Annotated in this window: 16 protein-coding genes; 8 read left to right on the top strand and 8 right to left on the bottom strand. The window is 58.2% G+C overall.

Features of this window, described 5'->3' with window-relative positions; all coding sequences use genetic code 11:
- Window positions 1-6: 6 nt before the first annotated feature.
- Together SLIT_RS03370 and SLIT_RS03365 are read left to right on the top strand one after the other, a co-directional pair.
- On the top strand, window positions 7-231 hold the full coding sequence (locus tag SLIT_RS03370; protein WP_013028816.1) for a DUF433 domain-containing protein: 225 nt from the start codon (window positions 7-9) through the stop codon (window positions 229-231).
- Between the two features lie 2 nt (window positions 232-233).
- Window positions 234-563, top strand: coding sequence for a DUF5615 family PIN-like protein (locus tag SLIT_RS03365; RefSeq protein WP_013028815.1), 330 nt, complete (start codon window positions 234-236; stop codon window positions 561-563).
- A gap of 78 nt (window positions 564-641) precedes the next feature.
- Here the strand turns inward: SLIT_RS03365 and cysS are convergent, their stop codons facing one another.
- Genes cysS through SLIT_RS03350 form a run of 3 tightly spaced genes read right to left on the bottom strand, consistent with a single transcriptional unit; the run spans window position 642 to window position 4151 of the window.
- A complete protein-coding gene (cysS, locus tag SLIT_RS03360; protein WP_013028814.1) occupies window positions 642-2117 on the bottom strand; it encodes a cysteine--tRNA ligase in 1476 nt (491 codons plus the stop codon).
- Window positions 2118-2124: 7 nt separating this feature from the next.
- Complete coding sequence (locus SLIT_RS03355) at window positions 2125-2475, bottom strand: DUF4870 family protein (RefSeq protein ID WP_013028813.1); 351 nt, start codon at window positions 2473-2475, stop codon at window positions 2125-2127.
- Entirely contained in the window at window positions 2472-4151 is a 1680-nt protein-coding gene (locus SLIT_RS03350) for a glutamine--tRNA ligase/YqeY domain fusion protein (RefSeq protein ID WP_013028812.1), read from the bottom strand. The genes SLIT_RS03355 and SLIT_RS03350 overlap by 4 nt, the downstream gene beginning before the upstream one ends.
- Before the next feature lie 156 nt (window positions 4152-4307).
- Here SLIT_RS03350 and SLIT_RS03345 point away from each other — a divergent pair, with 156 nt between their 5' ends.
- From SLIT_RS03345 to SLIT_RS03330, 4 genes are all read left to right on the top strand, one after another.
- Window positions 4308-5339 (top strand): tetratricopeptide repeat protein, encoded by a 1032-nt coding sequence (locus SLIT_RS03345; protein ID WP_223293817.1) that lies wholly within the window; start codon window positions 4308-4310, stop codon window positions 5337-5339.
- Between the two features lie 2 nt (window positions 5340-5341).
- Window positions 5342-6508: a L,D-transpeptidase family protein gene (locus tag SLIT_RS03340; protein WP_013028810.1), complete on the top strand. Its 1167-nt coding sequence runs from the start codon at window positions 5342-5344 to the stop codon at window positions 6506-6508.
- Window positions 6509-6620: 112 nt separating this feature from the next.
- Window positions 6621-7109: a peptidylprolyl isomerase gene (locus SLIT_RS03335; RefSeq protein WP_041421015.1), complete on the top strand. Its 489-nt coding sequence runs from the start codon at window positions 6621-6623 to the stop codon at window positions 7107-7109.
- Window positions 7110-7141: 32 nt separating this feature from the next.
- Window positions 7142-7867 (top strand): UDP-2,3-diacylglucosamine diphosphatase, encoded by a 726-nt coding sequence (locus SLIT_RS03330; RefSeq protein WP_013028808.1) that lies wholly within the window; start codon window positions 7142-7144, stop codon window positions 7865-7867.
- Window positions 7868-7974: 107 nt separating this feature from the next.
- Here the strand turns inward: SLIT_RS03330 and SLIT_RS03325 are convergent, their stop codons facing one another.
- Complete coding sequence (locus SLIT_RS03325; protein ID WP_013028807.1) at window positions 7975-8268, bottom strand: hypothetical protein; 294 nt, start codon at window positions 8266-8268, stop codon at window positions 7975-7977.
- Between the two features lie 333 nt (window positions 8269-8601).
- On the opposite strand from SLIT_RS03325, the gene dbpA reads away from it, so the two are divergent.
- Window positions 8602-10029: an ATP-dependent RNA helicase DbpA gene (gene dbpA, locus SLIT_RS03320; protein WP_013028806.1), complete on the top strand. Its 1428-nt coding sequence runs from the start codon at window positions 8602-8604 to the stop codon at window positions 10027-10029.
- Between the two features lie 144 nt (window positions 10030-10173).
- Here dbpA and SLIT_RS03315 read toward each other — a convergent pair whose 3' ends face one another.
- From SLIT_RS03315 to SLIT_RS03305, 3 genes are all read right to left on the bottom strand, one after another.
- A complete protein-coding gene (locus SLIT_RS03315) occupies window positions 10174-10503 on the bottom strand; it encodes a DUF4156 domain-containing protein (RefSeq protein ID WP_013028805.1) in 330 nt (109 codons plus the stop codon).
- A gap of 170 nt (window positions 10504-10673) precedes the next feature.
- Complete coding sequence (locus tag SLIT_RS03310) at window positions 10674-11207, bottom strand: YgjP-like metallopeptidase domain-containing protein (protein ID WP_013028804.1); 534 nt, start codon at window positions 11205-11207, stop codon at window positions 10674-10676.
- Window positions 11208-11245: 38 nt separating this feature from the next.
- Entirely contained in the window at window positions 11246-11488 is a 243-nt protein-coding gene (locus SLIT_RS03305; protein WP_041420749.1) for a DUF3820 family protein, read from the bottom strand.
- Between the two features lie 173 nt (window positions 11489-11661).
- On the opposite strand from SLIT_RS03305, the gene SLIT_RS15055 reads away from it, so the two are divergent.
- Complete coding sequence (locus SLIT_RS15055; protein WP_013028802.1) at window positions 11662-14796, top strand: EAL domain-containing protein; 3135 nt, start codon at window positions 11662-11664, stop codon at window positions 14794-14796.
- Here SLIT_RS15055 and SLIT_RS03295 read toward each other — a convergent pair.
- On the bottom strand, window positions 14793-15875 hold the full coding sequence (locus SLIT_RS03295; RefSeq protein ID WP_013028801.1) for an NADH:flavin oxidoreductase/NADH oxidase: 1083 nt from the start codon (window positions 15873-15875) through the stop codon (window positions 14793-14795). The two genes, SLIT_RS15055 and SLIT_RS03295, sit on opposite strands and share 4 nt — an antisense overlap.
- Window positions 15876-15888: the final 13 nt, after the last annotated feature.

Here is a 15888-nt window from a genome sequence, read left to right as displayed (position 1 = left end):
AAAATCATGGGACAAGTCACCAGAATCACCGTTGACCCGAATATGTGCGGTGGCAGGCCTTGTATTCGCGGTCTACGGGTACGTGTAAAAGACGTACTGGAAATGCTGGCATCCGGCATGACCAGAGAAGAAATTCTCAAAGATTTCCCTTATCTTGAAACCGAGGATATTACTGCCACACTTGAATATGCTGCCATGCAAGTAGACCACCCAATACTGCAAGCAGCCTGAAAATGAGATTTCTTGTCGATGCGCAGCTTCCGCCCGCGCTGGCGCGCTACCTCAGTAGCGCAGGACATCAGGCAGAGCACGTCTATGACATAGGATTGGCGGCAGCAAGCGACAGGATCATCTGGAACTACGCCGTCTCAAATCACGCTGCCATCTTCACCAAAGACGAGGACTTCGTCAGCATGGTCGGCACCAGTGCGGACGCGCCGCCGATAGTTTGGGTACGCGTTGGAAATATTGGCAAACAGGCCTTGCTGACCTGGATAGAACCGATGATGGCGCGAATCATCTCCGAGATCGAAGCAGGAGAAAAGCTGATTGAGATTACCTGATTCAGGCCTCGCGCCCCGTCATCCCCTGCCTCTCGTATGAATCGCACAACACTCACGCAATAATTTGCGCTCCTGCAACTAGGCGCGCCTCCACGTCGTGCCCTGTGGCGTGTCTTCCAGCACGATTCCCGCTCCCAGTAATTCTTTGCGGATGCGATCTGCCTCGGCGAAATTCTTTGACTTCTTAGCTGCGATGCGGGCTTCGATCAAAGCATCAATGTCCAAAGCCCCCCCGCTAGCCTCAAGTGTGGGAGTTGGCACTGTCAAATTCATAGAAGCTCTGCCTTGCAGAAAATCCTGCGGGTCGCGTTGCAACAGGCCAAGCACACCGGCCAATGTCTTGAGTTCTGCTGCGGCTGTTACCGATTGACTGCGGTTCACTTCGTTGGCGAGATCGAACAGCACGGCGATGGCTTCCGGTGTATTGAAGTCGTCATCCATGGCGGATTTGAAGCGGGCGGCATGGGGAGTGTCCCAATCAATGACACCCTCACCCCTAGCCCCTCTCCCAGAGGGCGAGGGGAATTCACTTCCTTCCCCCTCTGGGGGAAGGATCGAGGATGAGGGAGCACTCTTCAATGCAGTATAAAGCCGCGTCAGCGCACCCTTGGCATCGTCCAGATGCACATCGGAATAATTCAGCGGACTGCGATAGTGCGCGCGCAGGATGAAGAAGCGCACCACTTCAGCATCGTATTTCTTGAGAACCTCACGAATCGTGAAGAAGTTGCCCAGGCTCTTGGACATCTTTTCGTTGTCCACGCGCACAAAGCCGTTGTGCATCCAGTAGTTCACGTACTGGCACCGGTGGGCGCCTTCGCTCTGCGCGATCTCGTTCTCGTGGTGCGGGAACTGCAGGTCGGCGCCGCCGCCGTGGATGTCGAAATGGTTGCCGAGGATGTCCGAAGCCATGGCCGAGCATTCGAGGTGCCAGCCGGGACGGCCCTTCCCCCACTTCGAGTCCCATTTCACCTCGTCCGCTTCGCCGTCCTTGGCGTGTTTCCACAGCACGAAGTCGAGCGGGTCGTGCTTGTCGCTGACGACTTCAACGCGTTCGCCGGCACGCAGGTCTTCCAATGACTTGCCGGAAAGCTTGCCGTAGCCATCGAACTTGCGCACGGCATAGTTCACGTCGCCATCCGCCGCCTGGTAGGCCAGCCCGTTCTGTTCCAGTTGCGCGACCATCTCCAGCATCTGCGGCACATACTGGGTGGCGCGCGGCTCGTGGTCCGGACGCTGCACCCCGAGCGTATCGGCGTCTTCGTGCATCGCGTCGATGAAGCGCTGCGTCAGCGCATGGATGGATTCCTTGTTCTCTGCCGCGCGCTTGATGATCTTGTCGTCGATGTCGGTGATGTTGCGCACGTAAGTCACGTCGTAGCCGGAAGCCTTGAGCCAGCGGTACACCATGTCGAACACCACCATCACCCGGGCATGACCGAGGTGGCAGTAGTCGTACACCGTCATGCCGCACACATACATGCGCACGGTGTTGGGGATGATGGGTTTGAATTCCTGCTTGTCGCGAGCGAGGGTGTTATAGATTTTCAGCATGGATGAATCAGAACATCATGGGTTTGTTGTCGTTGAGGTTGAGCCAGCCTTTGACGATGCGGTAAATGATCCAGCAGAAGTTGGCGAACAGGATCGCCATTCCGATCACCAGGACCATGGTCGCCGCACCGATCACGGCCCACAACAGCCCGAACCAGAAGGTGCGTATCTGCCAGCGGAAATGGCTCTCCAGCCAGGTTCCGGCGGCATCGTCCTTTTTCACGTAGTTGATGATGATGCCGACGATGGCGGTGACGCCGGTGAAGTAAGACAGCGCATATAGCACATACACGACCTGCGTAAGGCTTTTGAGGGAGCTGATCTTCTCCCCATCCGGCACGTTGAATTCTTCGCTCATGCTTGTTCTTTCGCCCAGGAGTCGCGCAGCGTCACGGTGCGGTTGAACACCAGCTTGCCGCCCGGTTGGTGGTCGCGGCGGTCGGTCACGAAATAGCCCAGGCGCTCGAACTGGTAGCGCGTTTCCGGCGCAGCATCGCGCACGGCAGCCTCCACCCAGCCTTGCACCACGGTGAGCGAAGCCGGATTCAGGTGCGTGCAGAAATCCACGTCGCGATCGGCATCCGGTTCCGGCACGGTGAATAGCCGGTCATACAGGCGAATCTCGGCGGGCAGCGCGTGTTCTTTCGACAAGAAATGGATGACACCCTTCACCTTGCGGCCTTCCGGGTTCTTGCCCAGCGTGTCATGGTCGATGCTGCACTTGAGTTCGACGACCTTGCCCGTTGCATCCTTCACCGCTTCGTCGCAGCGCATCACATAGCTGTGGCGCAGGCGGATCTCGCCGCCGAGCGTCAGGCGCTTCCAGCCTGCGGGCGGCACCTCGGCGAAGTCGTCGGCTTCGATGAACAAATCTTTGCTGAACGGCACCACGCGTTTACCGAGTTCCGGCATGTTGGGGTGAAAATCCGCCTCGCGCGTCTGCGCGCCGTCGGCATTCGTGATCGTGACCTTGAGCGGATTGATGATCGCCATCACGCGCGGGGCGCGCAGTTCCAGATCTTCGCGGATCGCGCCTTCCATGATCGCCATGTCGACGATGTTCTCGCTCTTGGAAACACCGATGCGCTTGGCGAATTCGCGGATGCCTTCCGGTGTATAGCCGCGCCGGCGCATGCCGCTGATGGTGGGCATGCGCGGGTCGTCCCAGCCGCTCACCTTCTTCTCGTTCACCAGCTGCAGCAACTTGCGCTTGCTGGTGATGGTGTAGTGCAGTTCCAGCCGCGAAAACTCGTACTGGCGCGGGTGGCAGGGGATGGTGATGTTGTCCAGCACCCAGTCGTACAACGGGCGGTGATCCTCGAACTCCAGCGTGCAAATGGAATGAGTGATGCCTTCCAGCGCGTCGGAGATGCAATGCGTGTAGTCGTACATCGGGTAGATGCACCACTTGTCGCCGGTGCGGATGTGGTGGGCGCGCTTGATGCGGTAGATCACCGGGTCGCGCAGGTTGATGTTGGGCGAGCTCATGTCGATCTTGGCACGCAGCACCATGGCGCCGTCGGCGAATTCGCCCGCCTTCATGCGTCTGAACAGATCGAGGTTCTCTGCAACAGAGCGGTCGCGGTTCGGGCTGTTCCTGCCGGGTTGGGTCAGCGTACCGCGATATTCGCGCATCTGCTCCGGCGTCAGGTCGTCCACATAGGCCAGCCCCTTGTTGATGAGTTCCACGGCGAAATCGTACAGCGCGTCGAAATAGTCCGATGCCCAGCGCACTTCGCCGTTCCACTGGAAGCCCAGCCAGCGCACGTCGTCCTGAATGGACTGGGCGTATTCCGCATTTTCCTTTTCCGGGTTGGTGTCGTCGAAACGCAGGTTGCATTTGCCGTTGTAATCCTTTGCCAGGCCAAAGTTCAGGCAGATGGATTTGGCGTGGCCGACATGCAGATAACCGTTCGGCTCAGGCGGAAAACGGGTGACGATGCTGCTGTGTTTGCCGCTGGCCAGGTCGCCATCGATGATGGTGCGGATGAAATTGGAAACGGGTGCGGCGGAAACGGGAGTGTTGCTGCTCATTTTTGTTAAAAAAGTATCGGCAATGAAGTGGCGGGATTCTACCCGAAAACAGGCCCCACCAAGACTTGGTGCAAACCGTGTAAGGACGCCACTTATTTGGTAGAATCGCCACCTCTTTGAATTGGCAACTTTCCCGGAACAAACCAGACGATGAATATGCTTAAACTGTTCAGCAGTGCTGCCGCACTGGGCATCCTGTTAGCGCTCACCATCCCCGCTCAGGCAGATGACCTGCAAGACGCCAACAAACTGTTCAAGCAAGGCGAACATGCGCAAGCGATGGAGAAGGTGAACGCCTACCTCGCAACCAAGCCCAAGGATGCGCAGGCACGCTTCCTCAAAGGACTGATCTTCGCCGAACAGGGCAACACGACAGATGCGATCACGGTCTTCAACAACCTCACCCAGGATTATCCGGAGCTGCCCGAACCCTACAACAACCTCGCGGTGCTCTACGCCGGCCAGGGCCAATACGAGAAAGCCAAGGAAGAGCTGGAAATGGCCATCCGCACCAATCCCAGTTACGCCACCGCGCACGAGAACCTCGGCGACATCTACGCCAAGATGGCCAGCCAGGCCTATGACCGGGCTTTGCAACTGGAGAAGAGCAATACCAACTCCAACACCAAAACCAAACTGGCGCTGATCCATGAACTGTTCGGCAAGAACACACGCACCGCCGGCAAACCGACGAACACCGCCATGGCCGAGATCGCTCCGCCAGCCACAACACCAGCGGTACCTGCCGTCACACCGCCGGCTGCGTCTACCGTCGCCGCCGTCACTCCGGCGGCGAAGCCGGCTGAACCGCCCAAACCTGCAGTTGCAGTTACCGCCCCCAGCGCAGACCCCAGCGCAGAAGTGCTGAAATCCACCAAAGAATGGGCAGCGGCCTGGTCTGCCAAGAACAGCAGGAAATACCTCGCGTTCTACGCCAAGGAATTCAAAGTGCCCGGCGGCAGCCGCAAGGCATGGGAAGCGCAGCGCAAGGCACGTATCGCCGCCCCCAAATCGATCCGCGTCGAGATACATGACCCCAAGGTCAAAGTGGCGGATGCGAAACACGCCAGCATCACCTTCAGACAGACTTATCACGCTACCCGCCTGAACGTCGTTTCCATCAAGACGATCGACTGGCTTAACGTCGACGGGCAATGGCTGATCGCTGAAGAGCGCTCGGGTAGATAAGCATGACTGCTCGCCTGCTCGCGCTTCTGCTGCTTCCCCTGCTCGCTGCCCCCGCAATGGCGGGCGAATCCGTTTCACGCGAACTGGAAATCGGCATGGCCAAGAGCTTGCGCGCGATCGGCGAGAACCACCTTGATGTGGCGCTGAACGAGGTCGATTCGCTGCTCAAGATCAATCCCAATTTCAAACTGGCCCAACTGGTGAAGGGCGACCTGCTGTTGGCGCGCTCAAAACCGATCAGCAGCTTTGGCGACGCCCCCAACGCGCCGCCCAATCTGGTACAGGATCTGCGCGAAGAGGCGAACGTCCGTTTGCAGCGCGCGCAGGAACAGCAGCCCATCGGCGTACCCAAGTACCTGTGGCAGCTCTCGCCCCAGCAACGTTATGCCGTGGTGGTAGACACCAGCAAGTCCACGCTCTACCTGTTCGAGAATGTGAATGGCGAACCGCGCTATGTGTCCGATTTTTACATCAGCGTCGGCAAGAAGGGCGCGGACAAAGTATCCGAGGGTGACCAGAAGACGCCGCTGGGCGTATATTTCGTCAATGGCCACCTGGGCAAGGACAAGATCACCGACTTCTACGGACCCAGCGCATATCCGCTGAGCTACCCCAACGAATGGGACAAGCGCGAAGGCCATGATGGACACGGCATCTGGCTGCACGGCACGCCTCCCGACACCTTTAGCCGCCCTCCGCGTGCCAGCAATGGTTGTGTGGTGCTGGCCAACAATGACCTCAACTATCTCGGCAGCCATCTGCAGATCGGCATCACTCCGGTCATCATCGCCAGCAAGATCGACTGGGTTAACGACGAGGACAACAAGGAACACGCCGAGTTGCTGAAAGCGGTCGAGCAATGGCGCAGCGACTGGGCCAGCCGCGACACCGATGCCTATCTCTCGCATTACGCCCCGGATTTCTCTACCGGCAGCATGAAGCTGCCCGCATTTGCCCAGCAAAAACGCCTGGTCAATTCCGGCAAGACCTGGATCAAGGTCAAGATGTCGAACGTCAGCATGTTCCCCTATCCCAGCCAGCCGGACCTGGTGGTGGTCAACTTCGAGCAGGATTACGAAAGCAACAACCTCAACAATCACATGAACAAGCGCCAATACTGGATGAAACGCAACGGTCACTGGCAGATCGTCTATGAAGGGGCGGCATAATGGAGGCATCCAAATGAAAATGATCCGTATCGTTCTCGCATTACTGCTGGCCGGACTCTGCGTCCTGCCCGCTCAAGCCAAATCAACACACGCAACCAAAGGAAAAATGAACATGGTAAAACTGCACACCAACCTCGGCGACATCACCCTGCAACTCGATGCCGAGAAAGCCCCCGTCACCGTCGCGAACTTTCTCGAATACGTGAACAGCGGCTTCTACAGCAACACGATCTTCCATCGCGTGATCCCCAACTTCATGATCCAGGGCGGCGGCTTCGAACCCGGCATGAAACAAAAGCCGACCAAGGCACCGATCAAGAACGAGGCAGCCAACGGCCTGAAGAACGACATCTACACCATCGCCATGGCGCGTACCGGCGACCCGCATTCTGCCACTGCCCAGTTCTTCATCAACACCAAGAACAACAGCTTCCTCGACTATCCGGGACAGGATGGCTGGGGCTACTGCGTGTTCGGCAAGGTCGTGGAAGGCAAGGAAGTGGTCGACGCCATAGGCAAGGTAAAGACCGGCAGCAGCGGTTTCTTCCAGGATGTCCCGAAAGAGGACGTCGTCATCCTCAAGGCGGAAGTGGTGAAATAACAGCAAACGGCGCCTCGGCGCCGTTTTGTTTCATGCCTCACTCCCTGTTCATTTCCGATCTGCACTTGAGCCGCGAACATCCGCATAGCGCGGAGCTGTTCCTGCGTTTTGCCGCCGACATCGCGCCCGCAGCCGAAGCACTCTATATCCTGGGTGACCTGTTCGAGTATTGGGCGGGCGACGACGATCTGGGCGACCCGTTCCATCTGCGCGTCACCGACACCTTGCGCAAACTGGCTGCACATGGCACGCGCATCTACATCATGCACGGCAACCGCGATTTTCTGATGGATGAAGAACTCTGCTCTGCCTGCAATGCGACATTGCTCGACGACCCGACACTGCTCGACCTGTACGGCACGCCTACCCTGCTCACGCACGGCGATGCGCTGTGCACCGACGATACCGGCTATCAGGATTTCCGCAACATGGTGCGCAACCGTGACTGGCAAACGCGATTTCTTGCGCAGCCCCTGGCACAGCGCAAGGAATTGATCGAACAACTGCGGATGCAAAGTGAAAGCGAAAAACGGCTCAAAGCGACGGACATCATGGATGTGAATTGCGATGCGGTGAACGAACTGTTGCGCCAGCAGCACTACCCGCGCCTCATCCATGGCCACACACACCGTCCGGCAAAGCACCTGCATCACGTGGATGGGCATGCTTGCGAGCGCTGGGTGCTGGGAGACTGGGACAGCGGCAAGACGGCCACCCTGCGTTGCGACGAGCATGGCCTTGCATGGGTGTACGTATAGCTTCCGGCTCCGGGCTACCGATCGACGAGCTGTTCAAGGAGCAATACAGGAAGCGCAAGACCCGGATTTACGGTCATGATGCGCAGGGCAATCCCTGCCGGGGCCATTCATACGACATGTCCCCAGTTATCCTCCGTTTTGTTTTCGGGCATCAGCGTACCGTGATAATCGAATATCCTCATCAATGCAGAGACGACTGGCATGGGGAAACCCTGACGCCCGCCCCGTTCGTCGAAGATGGTCTTGCTGAGATATTCCTGCAGGACGACGGACCCCCATAACGCAGTGATCTTGTCGGCGATTTTCGGGAATTGCTCCCTGACCAGTGAAAAATCGCTTGCGAGACCGGGCGGCAATGCAGGGGCACTTCGCGCCTTCGGGACAGCAATCTTGATTGCCATAGTGACTTCTCCTCTACATTTAATTAATTCCCAAAGAACAAAATTAAAGTGATCGTGAAACGGAGCTGCACGCTGCCCGAAAATCAGGATGATTCAACGATCCTTCCCGCCCCCGAACTGGATGCGATGCACATTCATCTCCCATGAACGTGGGGAAAGACCGATGCGTTGACAAGAATCTAGCACTAATGGCCTTCTCGGGATATACGCCCAAAGATACAAACCTGCAGGCATTGCCTGCACGCTTGAGGATTTAGCGACCCAATGCGTAATTCACCCCGCGCGTGATTCAAATTTTCAGGCGCTCCGCGCTGCAGGCGGGGATAATTGCGCATGAATAAAACTACCCCACCCGCCCCAACACCCGCCGCCGCCGCGACCGGCCGCCCCTTCAACGAACTGCCGCTGTCGCCCGCGTTGCTGGCGAACCTGCAGCAGCTCGAATACCGCACGATGACGCCGATCCAGGCCGAGAGCCTGCCGATCACGCTGGCCGGGAACGACCTCATCGCGCAGGCCAAGACCGGCAGCGGCAAGACCGCCGCGTTCGCCCTGCCGCTGCTCACCAACCTCAACCCGCGTCGCTTCGCCGTGCAGGCCATGGTGCTGTGCCCCACGCGCGAGCTGGCCGACCAAGTGACGCAGGAGCTGCGCCGGCTGGCGCGCTTCGCCGACAACATCAAGATATTGTCGCTGGTCGGCGGCAGCACCATGCGCCCGCAGCGCGACAGCCTGGAGCACGGTGCGCACATCGTCGTCGGCACGCCGGGCCGCATCATGGATCACCTCGAACGCGGCAGCCTCAAACTGGATGCACTCAATACGCTGGTGCTGGACGAAGCGGATCGCATGCTGGACATGGGCTTCTACGACGACATCGCCTTCGTGGTGAAGCACTGCCCGGCCCAGCGCCAGACCATGCTGTTCTCGGCGACCTACCCGGAAGGCATCGCGCGGCTGGCGCAGAAATTCATGCGCAAGCCGCAGGAGGTGAAACTGCCGGAACAGCACGAGGGCAGCAAGATCCGCCAGCGCTTCTACGAGGTGAAACACGAAGAGCGCCTGCAGGCCGTCGCCACCCTGCTCAAGCATTACCGCCCAGTCAGTACGCTGGCCTTTTGCAACACCAAGCAGCAATGTCGCGATCTGCTCGACGTGCTGCATGCCGAAGGCATACATGCGCTGACGCTGAACGGCGACATGGAACAGCGCGAACGCGACCAGGTGCTGATCCAGTTCGCCAACCGCAGCTGCTCGGTGCTGGTCGCCACGGACGTGGCCGCACGTGGCCTCGACATCGCGCAACTCGAAGCCGTCATCAATGTCGACGTCACGCCCGATCCGGAGATCCACATCCACCGCATCGGCCGCACCGGACGCGCCGACGCAGAGGGTTGGGCGCTGAGCCTGGCCAGCCCGGCCGACATGCACCGCATCTCCAACATCGCCAAGATGGTGGGCAGCGAACCGGAGTGGCACACGCTGGAATCGGTGAAGCGCGCAAACGACAAACCGCTGATCCCGCCGATGGTGACGCTGCAGATCCTCGGCGGCCGCAAGGAAAAGATCCGCCCCGGCGATGTGCTGGGCGCCTTGACCGGCGAAGCCGGATTCACCCGCGAACAGGTCGGCAAGATCACCGTGACAGATATGTCCACTTACGTTGCCGTCGCGCGCAACATCGCGCGCGAGGCAGTGAAGCGATTGTCGGCAGGAAAAGTGAAAGGCAAGACGGTGAAGGTGCGCGCGCTGGAAGATTGAGCTTTCACGGCTGAATAAGGATAGGCGCGAATGGCTCCCGGCATTGAGAGATTATGGGTGGACCTCTGCCATCGGCCAGCAACGGGCAATCAGTTTCATGCGGAGGGCATTCGGTAGTGATGGAAGATCATCAGAATCATCCAATCAGGGTCGGCATTTGTACAATTTAAAAGTTCGCTTGCCGAATTCAGGCGAGTCACCCTTCACGACCGTATCTGCACCTGCATCAACAGCCTCATTGCGCGCCATTTGATACATATTTGCCTCCACGTCTTTTTCAATTCGAAATTTGGCAAAGACGCTAATGATGATCGCCCCTTTGGACTGACAGCTGCCAACCTGGTTTGCTTCCGCCAGAACCACTCGATCGGCTCCTTCTCGAACGCCGATGAAGATGTTGTTTGCACATCCACTCAAGCCGGCAAACAGCGACACTATGGCAATGATAGCCAGCATTCTTTTTGAAAATTTCATGGCAAGCTCCTGTTGGTTTCCTGAGAAGATTATCACTTCCGGTATGAATATTGGATGGCAATGCCGCTAACGCGTATACTCTGTAACAGATCGAATGAAGGCATAGAAGAAAAGTTGAACGACTGGAAAGAATTGGTGGCAACAGTCGCTGCTGTCCGCTCTCGGACAATTCAATTCCCATCGACTCCACCCCATAACCTCGTACCGCCGGCATCCAGATACATCAGATAGGCGCGCAGATCGAACTCCAGCTGCGCATAGTCCGGCTCCATGTGCATGCACAGTTGATAGAAAGCCTTGTCGTGTTCGCGCTGCTTCATGTGCGCAAGTTCGTGCACCACGATCATGCGCAGGAATTCCTCCGGCATCTCCTTGAACATGACTGCGATGCGGATCTCGCGCTTGGCTTTGAGGTTGCCGCCCTGCACGCGCGAGATGCTGGTGTGCATCCCCAGCGCGTTCCTGATCACATGCAGCTTGCTGTCGAACGCCACTTTGCTCAGTTGTCCGGCGTTACGCAAATAGGCGCTCTTCAGTTGCAGCGCATAGTCGTACAGCGCCTTGTCGGTGCGTACATCGTGCGCCAGCGGATATTTCTGCCGCAACAGACCGGCCAGTCGACCTTGTTCGATCGATTGCCGCACCTGTTCGACCAAGGGAAGAGGATAGCCGGCCAGATAATTCGACGGAAGCTTCGGGTGCATGAGTGGTCGGATAAGGAATGTGGCTCGATGGTAGAACGCTATCTCGCAACTGAATCAAGTCCGGCTGCATGGCGATCTCGCAGCGGCTTTAGCAGGGCGGCAAGGCCGTTGTGATCGATCTCCTGCATCAATGCCAGCAGCCTGCCGATCTCCCCGGGCGGGAAGCCTTTGCGCGCGAACCAATTCAGGTAATTCCCCGGCAAGTCGGCGATCACGCGCCCCTTGTATTTGCCGTAGGGCATGACGCGAGTGACGAGTAATTGCAGTTGTTCCGGATCCATCGCGCCATTGTAAACGCCCAGCCCTCTTCCACGGCGCAAAATCCTGGGCGCCCGAGCGACTCCATGTCAACGAAGTAGGTTTATGGTAGTGTGTGGCCAGTTCGCGCATTGCATTCCGCACGACTCAATGACAGCAAACAGGCTTCGAAGTGCGCCTAAACATCTGGAGATCGATGTTGCAGATCAATAACAAGAAGGAACTCCATATCCTTGTTTGGCTGGCCCTGATGTTGATCCTCTGGGGACTACTGTCATGGTACGTCGCCAAACAGTACTTCACGCACGAGCTCGACACGCAGATCAAAAAAGAACAGGTTCGCGCGCAAAATGTCTCTCTTGATATAGCCGACAGTTTCCGCCGCAACCTGCATTTTGTCGCAGGTATTTCTGCCACGTTCCAGCGCGGCCTTCGATTTGTGAATGCAGCTGGCGAATTCGGGCCTGAGACACAAGCGAGCCCGTTGCCCAAGCCAACCTTGATCAAGCGCTGGACCGCCGATCCGGTGCTGAAAGACCTGAACGTCCAGCTGAAATTGATCCAGAGCTCCCTGGGGATCGATCTGATGTTTGTGGTCAACTCTGCGGGGGATTGCATCGCAGCCAGCAACTGGGATACTTCGGGCTCGCCGATCGGAACGAATTTCAGGGACCGCAAGTGGTATGCGGAATCTCTCGGCGGAACCCCCGGCATGCAATATGCCATGGGCAAGACCACCCATATCGGCGGACTCTATTTCTCTTCCCCGATCATGATCGACGGTCATTTCAGAGGGGCGGTCATTTCCAAGATCGACCTGACCTCGCTGTCGTTCCTGACCCGTCAGGCCGATGCGTTCGTGACCGATTCCAATGGCGTCATCATTCTGGCACATGATCCGGAGATGCTGATGATGGCGGTCACCGATGCCAAGGTGAACAGATTGGCAGCACAGCAAAGACTGGAGCTCTACGGCAGAACCGATTTCCCCGAGCTCAGGATCACCCCCTGGCAGGAAATGGCCGATGTGCGCTTGCGGCATATCGGCAACGAGGATTACCCGCATATCCAGGCTGTAACGGATTTACCCGAGTACGGCCTCGAAATACATTCCGAAGCGGATCTGCCAAATCTGCCGCTGCTTTTAAACCAGCGGAGAAGCAACTTCCTGCTGCTCTGGCTGCTGGGCAGCGTGACGCTCCTTACTGTCGTTAGTCTGACTTTCTATTTCCGTTCCATCAGGCAATCCAGATCGGCAGTGGCGGCAAGCGAGCAACGTTTGCGCCTGATCCTGGGTTCGGTCAGCAACGGCATCTGGGGTTTGGACAAGGATGGCAATACCACTTTCGTCAATGCCGCCGCAGCCGACATGCTGGGCTACACGCCGGAAGAACTGTTCGACAAGCCCATGCACGCCACCATACACCACTCCTATCCGGACGGCACACACTATCCGGCGGAGCGTTGCCCGATGCATGCCACCCTGGTCGACGGCAAGCCCCGCATGGGGATCGACGAGGTGTTATGGCGCAAGGACGGCAGCGAACTGTATGTCGACTATTCTTCCCACCCGATCCGCAGCCATGGCGAGATGGAAGGCGCAGTGGTCGTCTTTGAAGACATCTCCGAGCGCAGGCAAAAGGATGAGGCGTTGAAACTTGCCTCTTCGGTCTATCAATCGAGCAATGACGGCATCCTGGTCACCGATGAGAAGAACCGCATTCTGGACGTCAATCCGGCTTTCACCCGGATCACCGGCTATACGCTGGAGGATGTTCGCGGCAAGGATCCCGGCATCTTCCAGTCGGGCAAACACGATGCGCAGTTCTATCAGCAGATGTGGCAATCGATCCTGGACGATGGGCATTGGCAGGGCGAAATATGGGACCTCAAGAAGAATGGCGAGCTTCACGCCAAGTGGCTCAGCATCAGCGTCATCCGCCGCGCGGACGGCAGCATCTACAGGCATGTAGGACAATTCTCCGACATCACGGAGAAAAAGCGCAAGGACGAGCTGATCTGGGAACAGGCCAACTTCGATACGCTGACCAATCTGCCGAACCGGCGCCTGTTTGCCGACCGGTTCCGCCAGGCGATCTCTGCCGGCGCACGCAGCGGCAGGTATGGCGCCCTGCTATCGCTCGACCTGGACCAGTTCAAACGATTGAACGATACCTTTGGCCACAGCATGGGTGATAAGCTGCTGATCGAAGTTGCCCGGCGTTTGACCTCATGCGTACGCGAGGAAGATACCGTCGCACGCATGGGCGGGGATGAATTCCTGGTCATCCTCAACGGCCTGGGTAGCGAACAGAACGAGGCCGCGATACGTGCCGAGCTGATCGCCGAAAAGATCCGCAACGAATTGTGCAGGCCCTATCAGCTCGACAAAACGGAGCACCACTCCAGCTCCAGCATCGGGATCGTTCTGTTTCGCGGCCACTCGGACGATCCGGAAAGATTGCTCGCTCACGTGGACACCGCGATGTACCAGTCCAAGGCCAAAGGACGCAACGCCATCTGTTTTTTCGATTCATCCATGCAGGAGATACTGGAAAAGCGCGGCCAGTTGGAAACTGCGCTGCGCGGCGCGCTTGAACGCAAGGAATTCCTGCTGCATTACCAGTTGCAAATGGACAGTTCGGGCCGCCCTATCGGTGCCGAAGCCCTGCTGCGCTGGAACAACGCCAAGCTTGGCAGCGTCTCGCCAGTGCAATTCATTCCGGTAGCGGAAGAGTCCGGCCTGATCCTGCCGATCGGCCATTGGGTCCTTGAGACGGCATGCGCGCAGCTGGCCCGTTGGCAATCCGACCCCCGCTTCAATCGTCTCTGCATCGCCGTCAATGTCAGCGCCATCCAGTTCCGCGAAGCCGCGTTTGTCGCCAAAGTCCGCAATGTATTGCAACAGAGCGGTATCCAGCCATGGCTGCTGAAACTGGAACTGACGGAAAGCCTGGTGCTGGACGATATCAACGACAGCATACTCAAGATGGAAGCATTGAAGAACCTGGGAGTGAAGTTCTCCATGGATGACTTTGGCACAGGGTACTCCTCCCTTTCCTACCTTAGCCGACTGCCGCTCGACCAGCTCAAGATCGACCAGTCTTTTGTGCGCGACATCACCACCACCGACCAGCACGATGCCGCCATCGTCCAGACCATCATCTCCATGGCATTAAGCCTGGGCATGGAGGTGATCGCCGAAGGAGTGGAGACTGAGGAGCAGCGCGAATTCCTCGACCTGCGCGGTTGCCAGGCTTATCAGGGATACCTCTATGCCAAACCGATGCCGATCGAAGAACTGGAAATCAAACTGGCCCAGCTAACCTAGCGGCCTGCAGAACCGGAAGGTGCTGCGCGCAGGTATTGTTGCGGCCAGGGAACCTGGTGTCCCAGAGTCTGTGCCGCAGCCAGCGGCCAGTAGGGATTGCGCAGCATCTCGCGGCCGAGCAACACGATATCGGCCTGGCCGCTGCGGATGATGTGGTCGGCTTGTGCCGGCGAGGTGATCAAGCCGACGGCAGCAGTCGCGATACCGGCCTCATGCCGAACCCGTGCGGCAAATTCGGTTTGAAAGCCGGGCCCGGCAGGAATGCTCGCTGTCGGAAGCAGGCCGGCGGACGAGACATCCACCAGGTCGACACCGAGCCCCTTCAGCAGGCGGCATAACTCGACCGTTTCATCGACATTCCAGCCGCCGTCGGTCCAGTCGGTAGCAGATAGGCGGATCAGCAGTGGAAGCCGCTGCGGCCATTCGGCGCGTACTGCGCTCACCACTTCGCGCACCAAGCGGGTACGGTTCTCGAAACTGCCGCCGTAGGCATCCTTGCGTTGGTTGGAAAGTGGCGACAGGAATTGATGCAGCAGATAGCCGTGTGCCGCATGGATCTCGACAGCCTGAAAGCCGGCTTCGCGCGCCCGGCGTGCGCCGGACACAAAATGGGCGATCACTTGGCGAATGCCGCTCTCGTCGAGTTCTGCTGGCACGGCATAACCGTCGCCGAATGCTACGGGTGAAGGTGCAACGGCTTGCCACCCCCCTGCGGCCTCGCTCAGCGTATTCTGCGCCTGCCAACCCAGTCCGACACTCGCCTTGCGCCCAGCATGCGCCAGCTGTATCGCAGTCACGCAGCCCTGCGTTCTGGCAAAACTGGCGATTCTCGCCAAGGGGTCGATCTGTTTGTCATCCCATATGCCGAGGTCGCCAGGACTGATTCTTCCTTCCGCAGCCACAGCCGTCGCCTCGATGATCATCAACGCGGCGCCGCCGACGGCACGGCTGCCGTAATGCACGAAATGCCAGTCCGCTGCGACACCGTCGCGCGCCGAGTATTGGCACATCGGCGGGATGCCGATGCGGTTGTTGAGGACGATGTCACGCAGCTTGAGCGGTTCGAACAGATGGGGCATATCGATTCCGGAT

It is taken from the genome of Sideroxydans lithotrophicus ES-1 (assembly GCF_000025705.1).
In the GTDB taxonomy this organism is placed as follows: Bacteria; Pseudomonadota; Gammaproteobacteria; order Burkholderiales; family Gallionellaceae; genus Sideroxyarcus; species Sideroxyarcus lithotrophicus.
Note: the sequence above shows the minus strand (reverse complement) of the source record. Positions and strands in the feature narration are given on the sequence as shown.

Bases quoted from the DNA above. Each gene is read 5' to 3' on its own strand.
- SLIT_RS03370 (WP_013028816.1), top strand. From the start codon at position 7: ATGGGACAAGTCACCAGAATCACCGTTGACCCGAATATGTGCGGTGGC.
- SLIT_RS03365 (WP_013028815.1), top strand. From the start codon at position 234: ATGAGATTTCTTGTCGATGCGCAGCTTCCGCCCGCGCTGGCGCGCTAC.
- cysS (WP_013028814.1), bottom strand. From the start codon at position 2,117: ATGCTGAAAATCTATAACACCCTCGCTCGCGACAAGCAGGAATTCAAA.
- SLIT_RS03355 (WP_013028813.1), bottom strand. From the start codon at position 2,475: ATGAGCGAAGAATTCAACGTGCCGGATGGGGAGAAGATCAGCTCCCTC.
- SLIT_RS03350 (WP_013028812.1), bottom strand. From the start codon at position 4,151: ATGAGCAGCAACACTCCCGTTTCCGCCGCACCCGTTTCCAATTTCATC.
- SLIT_RS03345 (WP_223293817.1), top strand. From the start codon at position 4,308: ATGCTTAAACTGTTCAGCAGTGCTGCCGCACTGGGCATCCTGTTAGCG.
- SLIT_RS03340 (WP_013028810.1), top strand. From the start codon at position 5,342: ATGACTGCTCGCCTGCTCGCGCTTCTGCTGCTTCCCCTGCTCGCTGCC.
- SLIT_RS03335 (WP_041421015.1), top strand. From the start codon at position 6,621: ATGGTAAAACTGCACACCAACCTCGGCGACATCACCCTGCAACTCGAT.
- SLIT_RS03330 (WP_013028808.1), top strand. From the start codon at position 7,142: ATGCCTCACTCCCTGTTCATTTCCGATCTGCACTTGAGCCGCGAACAT.
- SLIT_RS03325 (WP_013028807.1), bottom strand. From the start codon at position 8,268: ATGGCAATCAAGATTGCTGTCCCGAAGGCGCGAAGTGCCCCTGCATTG.
- dbpA (WP_013028806.1), top strand. From the start codon at position 8,602: ATGAATAAAACTACCCCACCCGCCCCAACACCCGCCGCCGCCGCGACC.
- SLIT_RS03315 (WP_013028805.1), bottom strand. From the start codon at position 10,503: ATGAAATTTTCAAAAAGAATGCTGGCTATCATTGCCATAGTGTCGCTG.
- SLIT_RS03310 (WP_013028804.1), bottom strand. From the start codon at position 11,207: ATGCACCCGAAGCTTCCGTCGAATTATCTGGCCGGCTATCCTCTTCCC.
- SLIT_RS03305 (WP_041420749.1), bottom strand. From the start codon at position 11,488: ATGGATCCGGAACAACTGCAATTACTCGTCACTCGCGTCATGCCCTAC.
- SLIT_RS15055 (WP_013028802.1), top strand. From the start codon at position 11,662: ATGTTGCAGATCAATAACAAGAAGGAACTCCATATCCTTGTTTGGCTG.
- SLIT_RS03295 (WP_013028801.1), bottom strand. From the start codon at position 15,875: ATGCCCCATCTGTTCGAACCGCTCAAGCTGCGTGACATCGTCCTCAAC.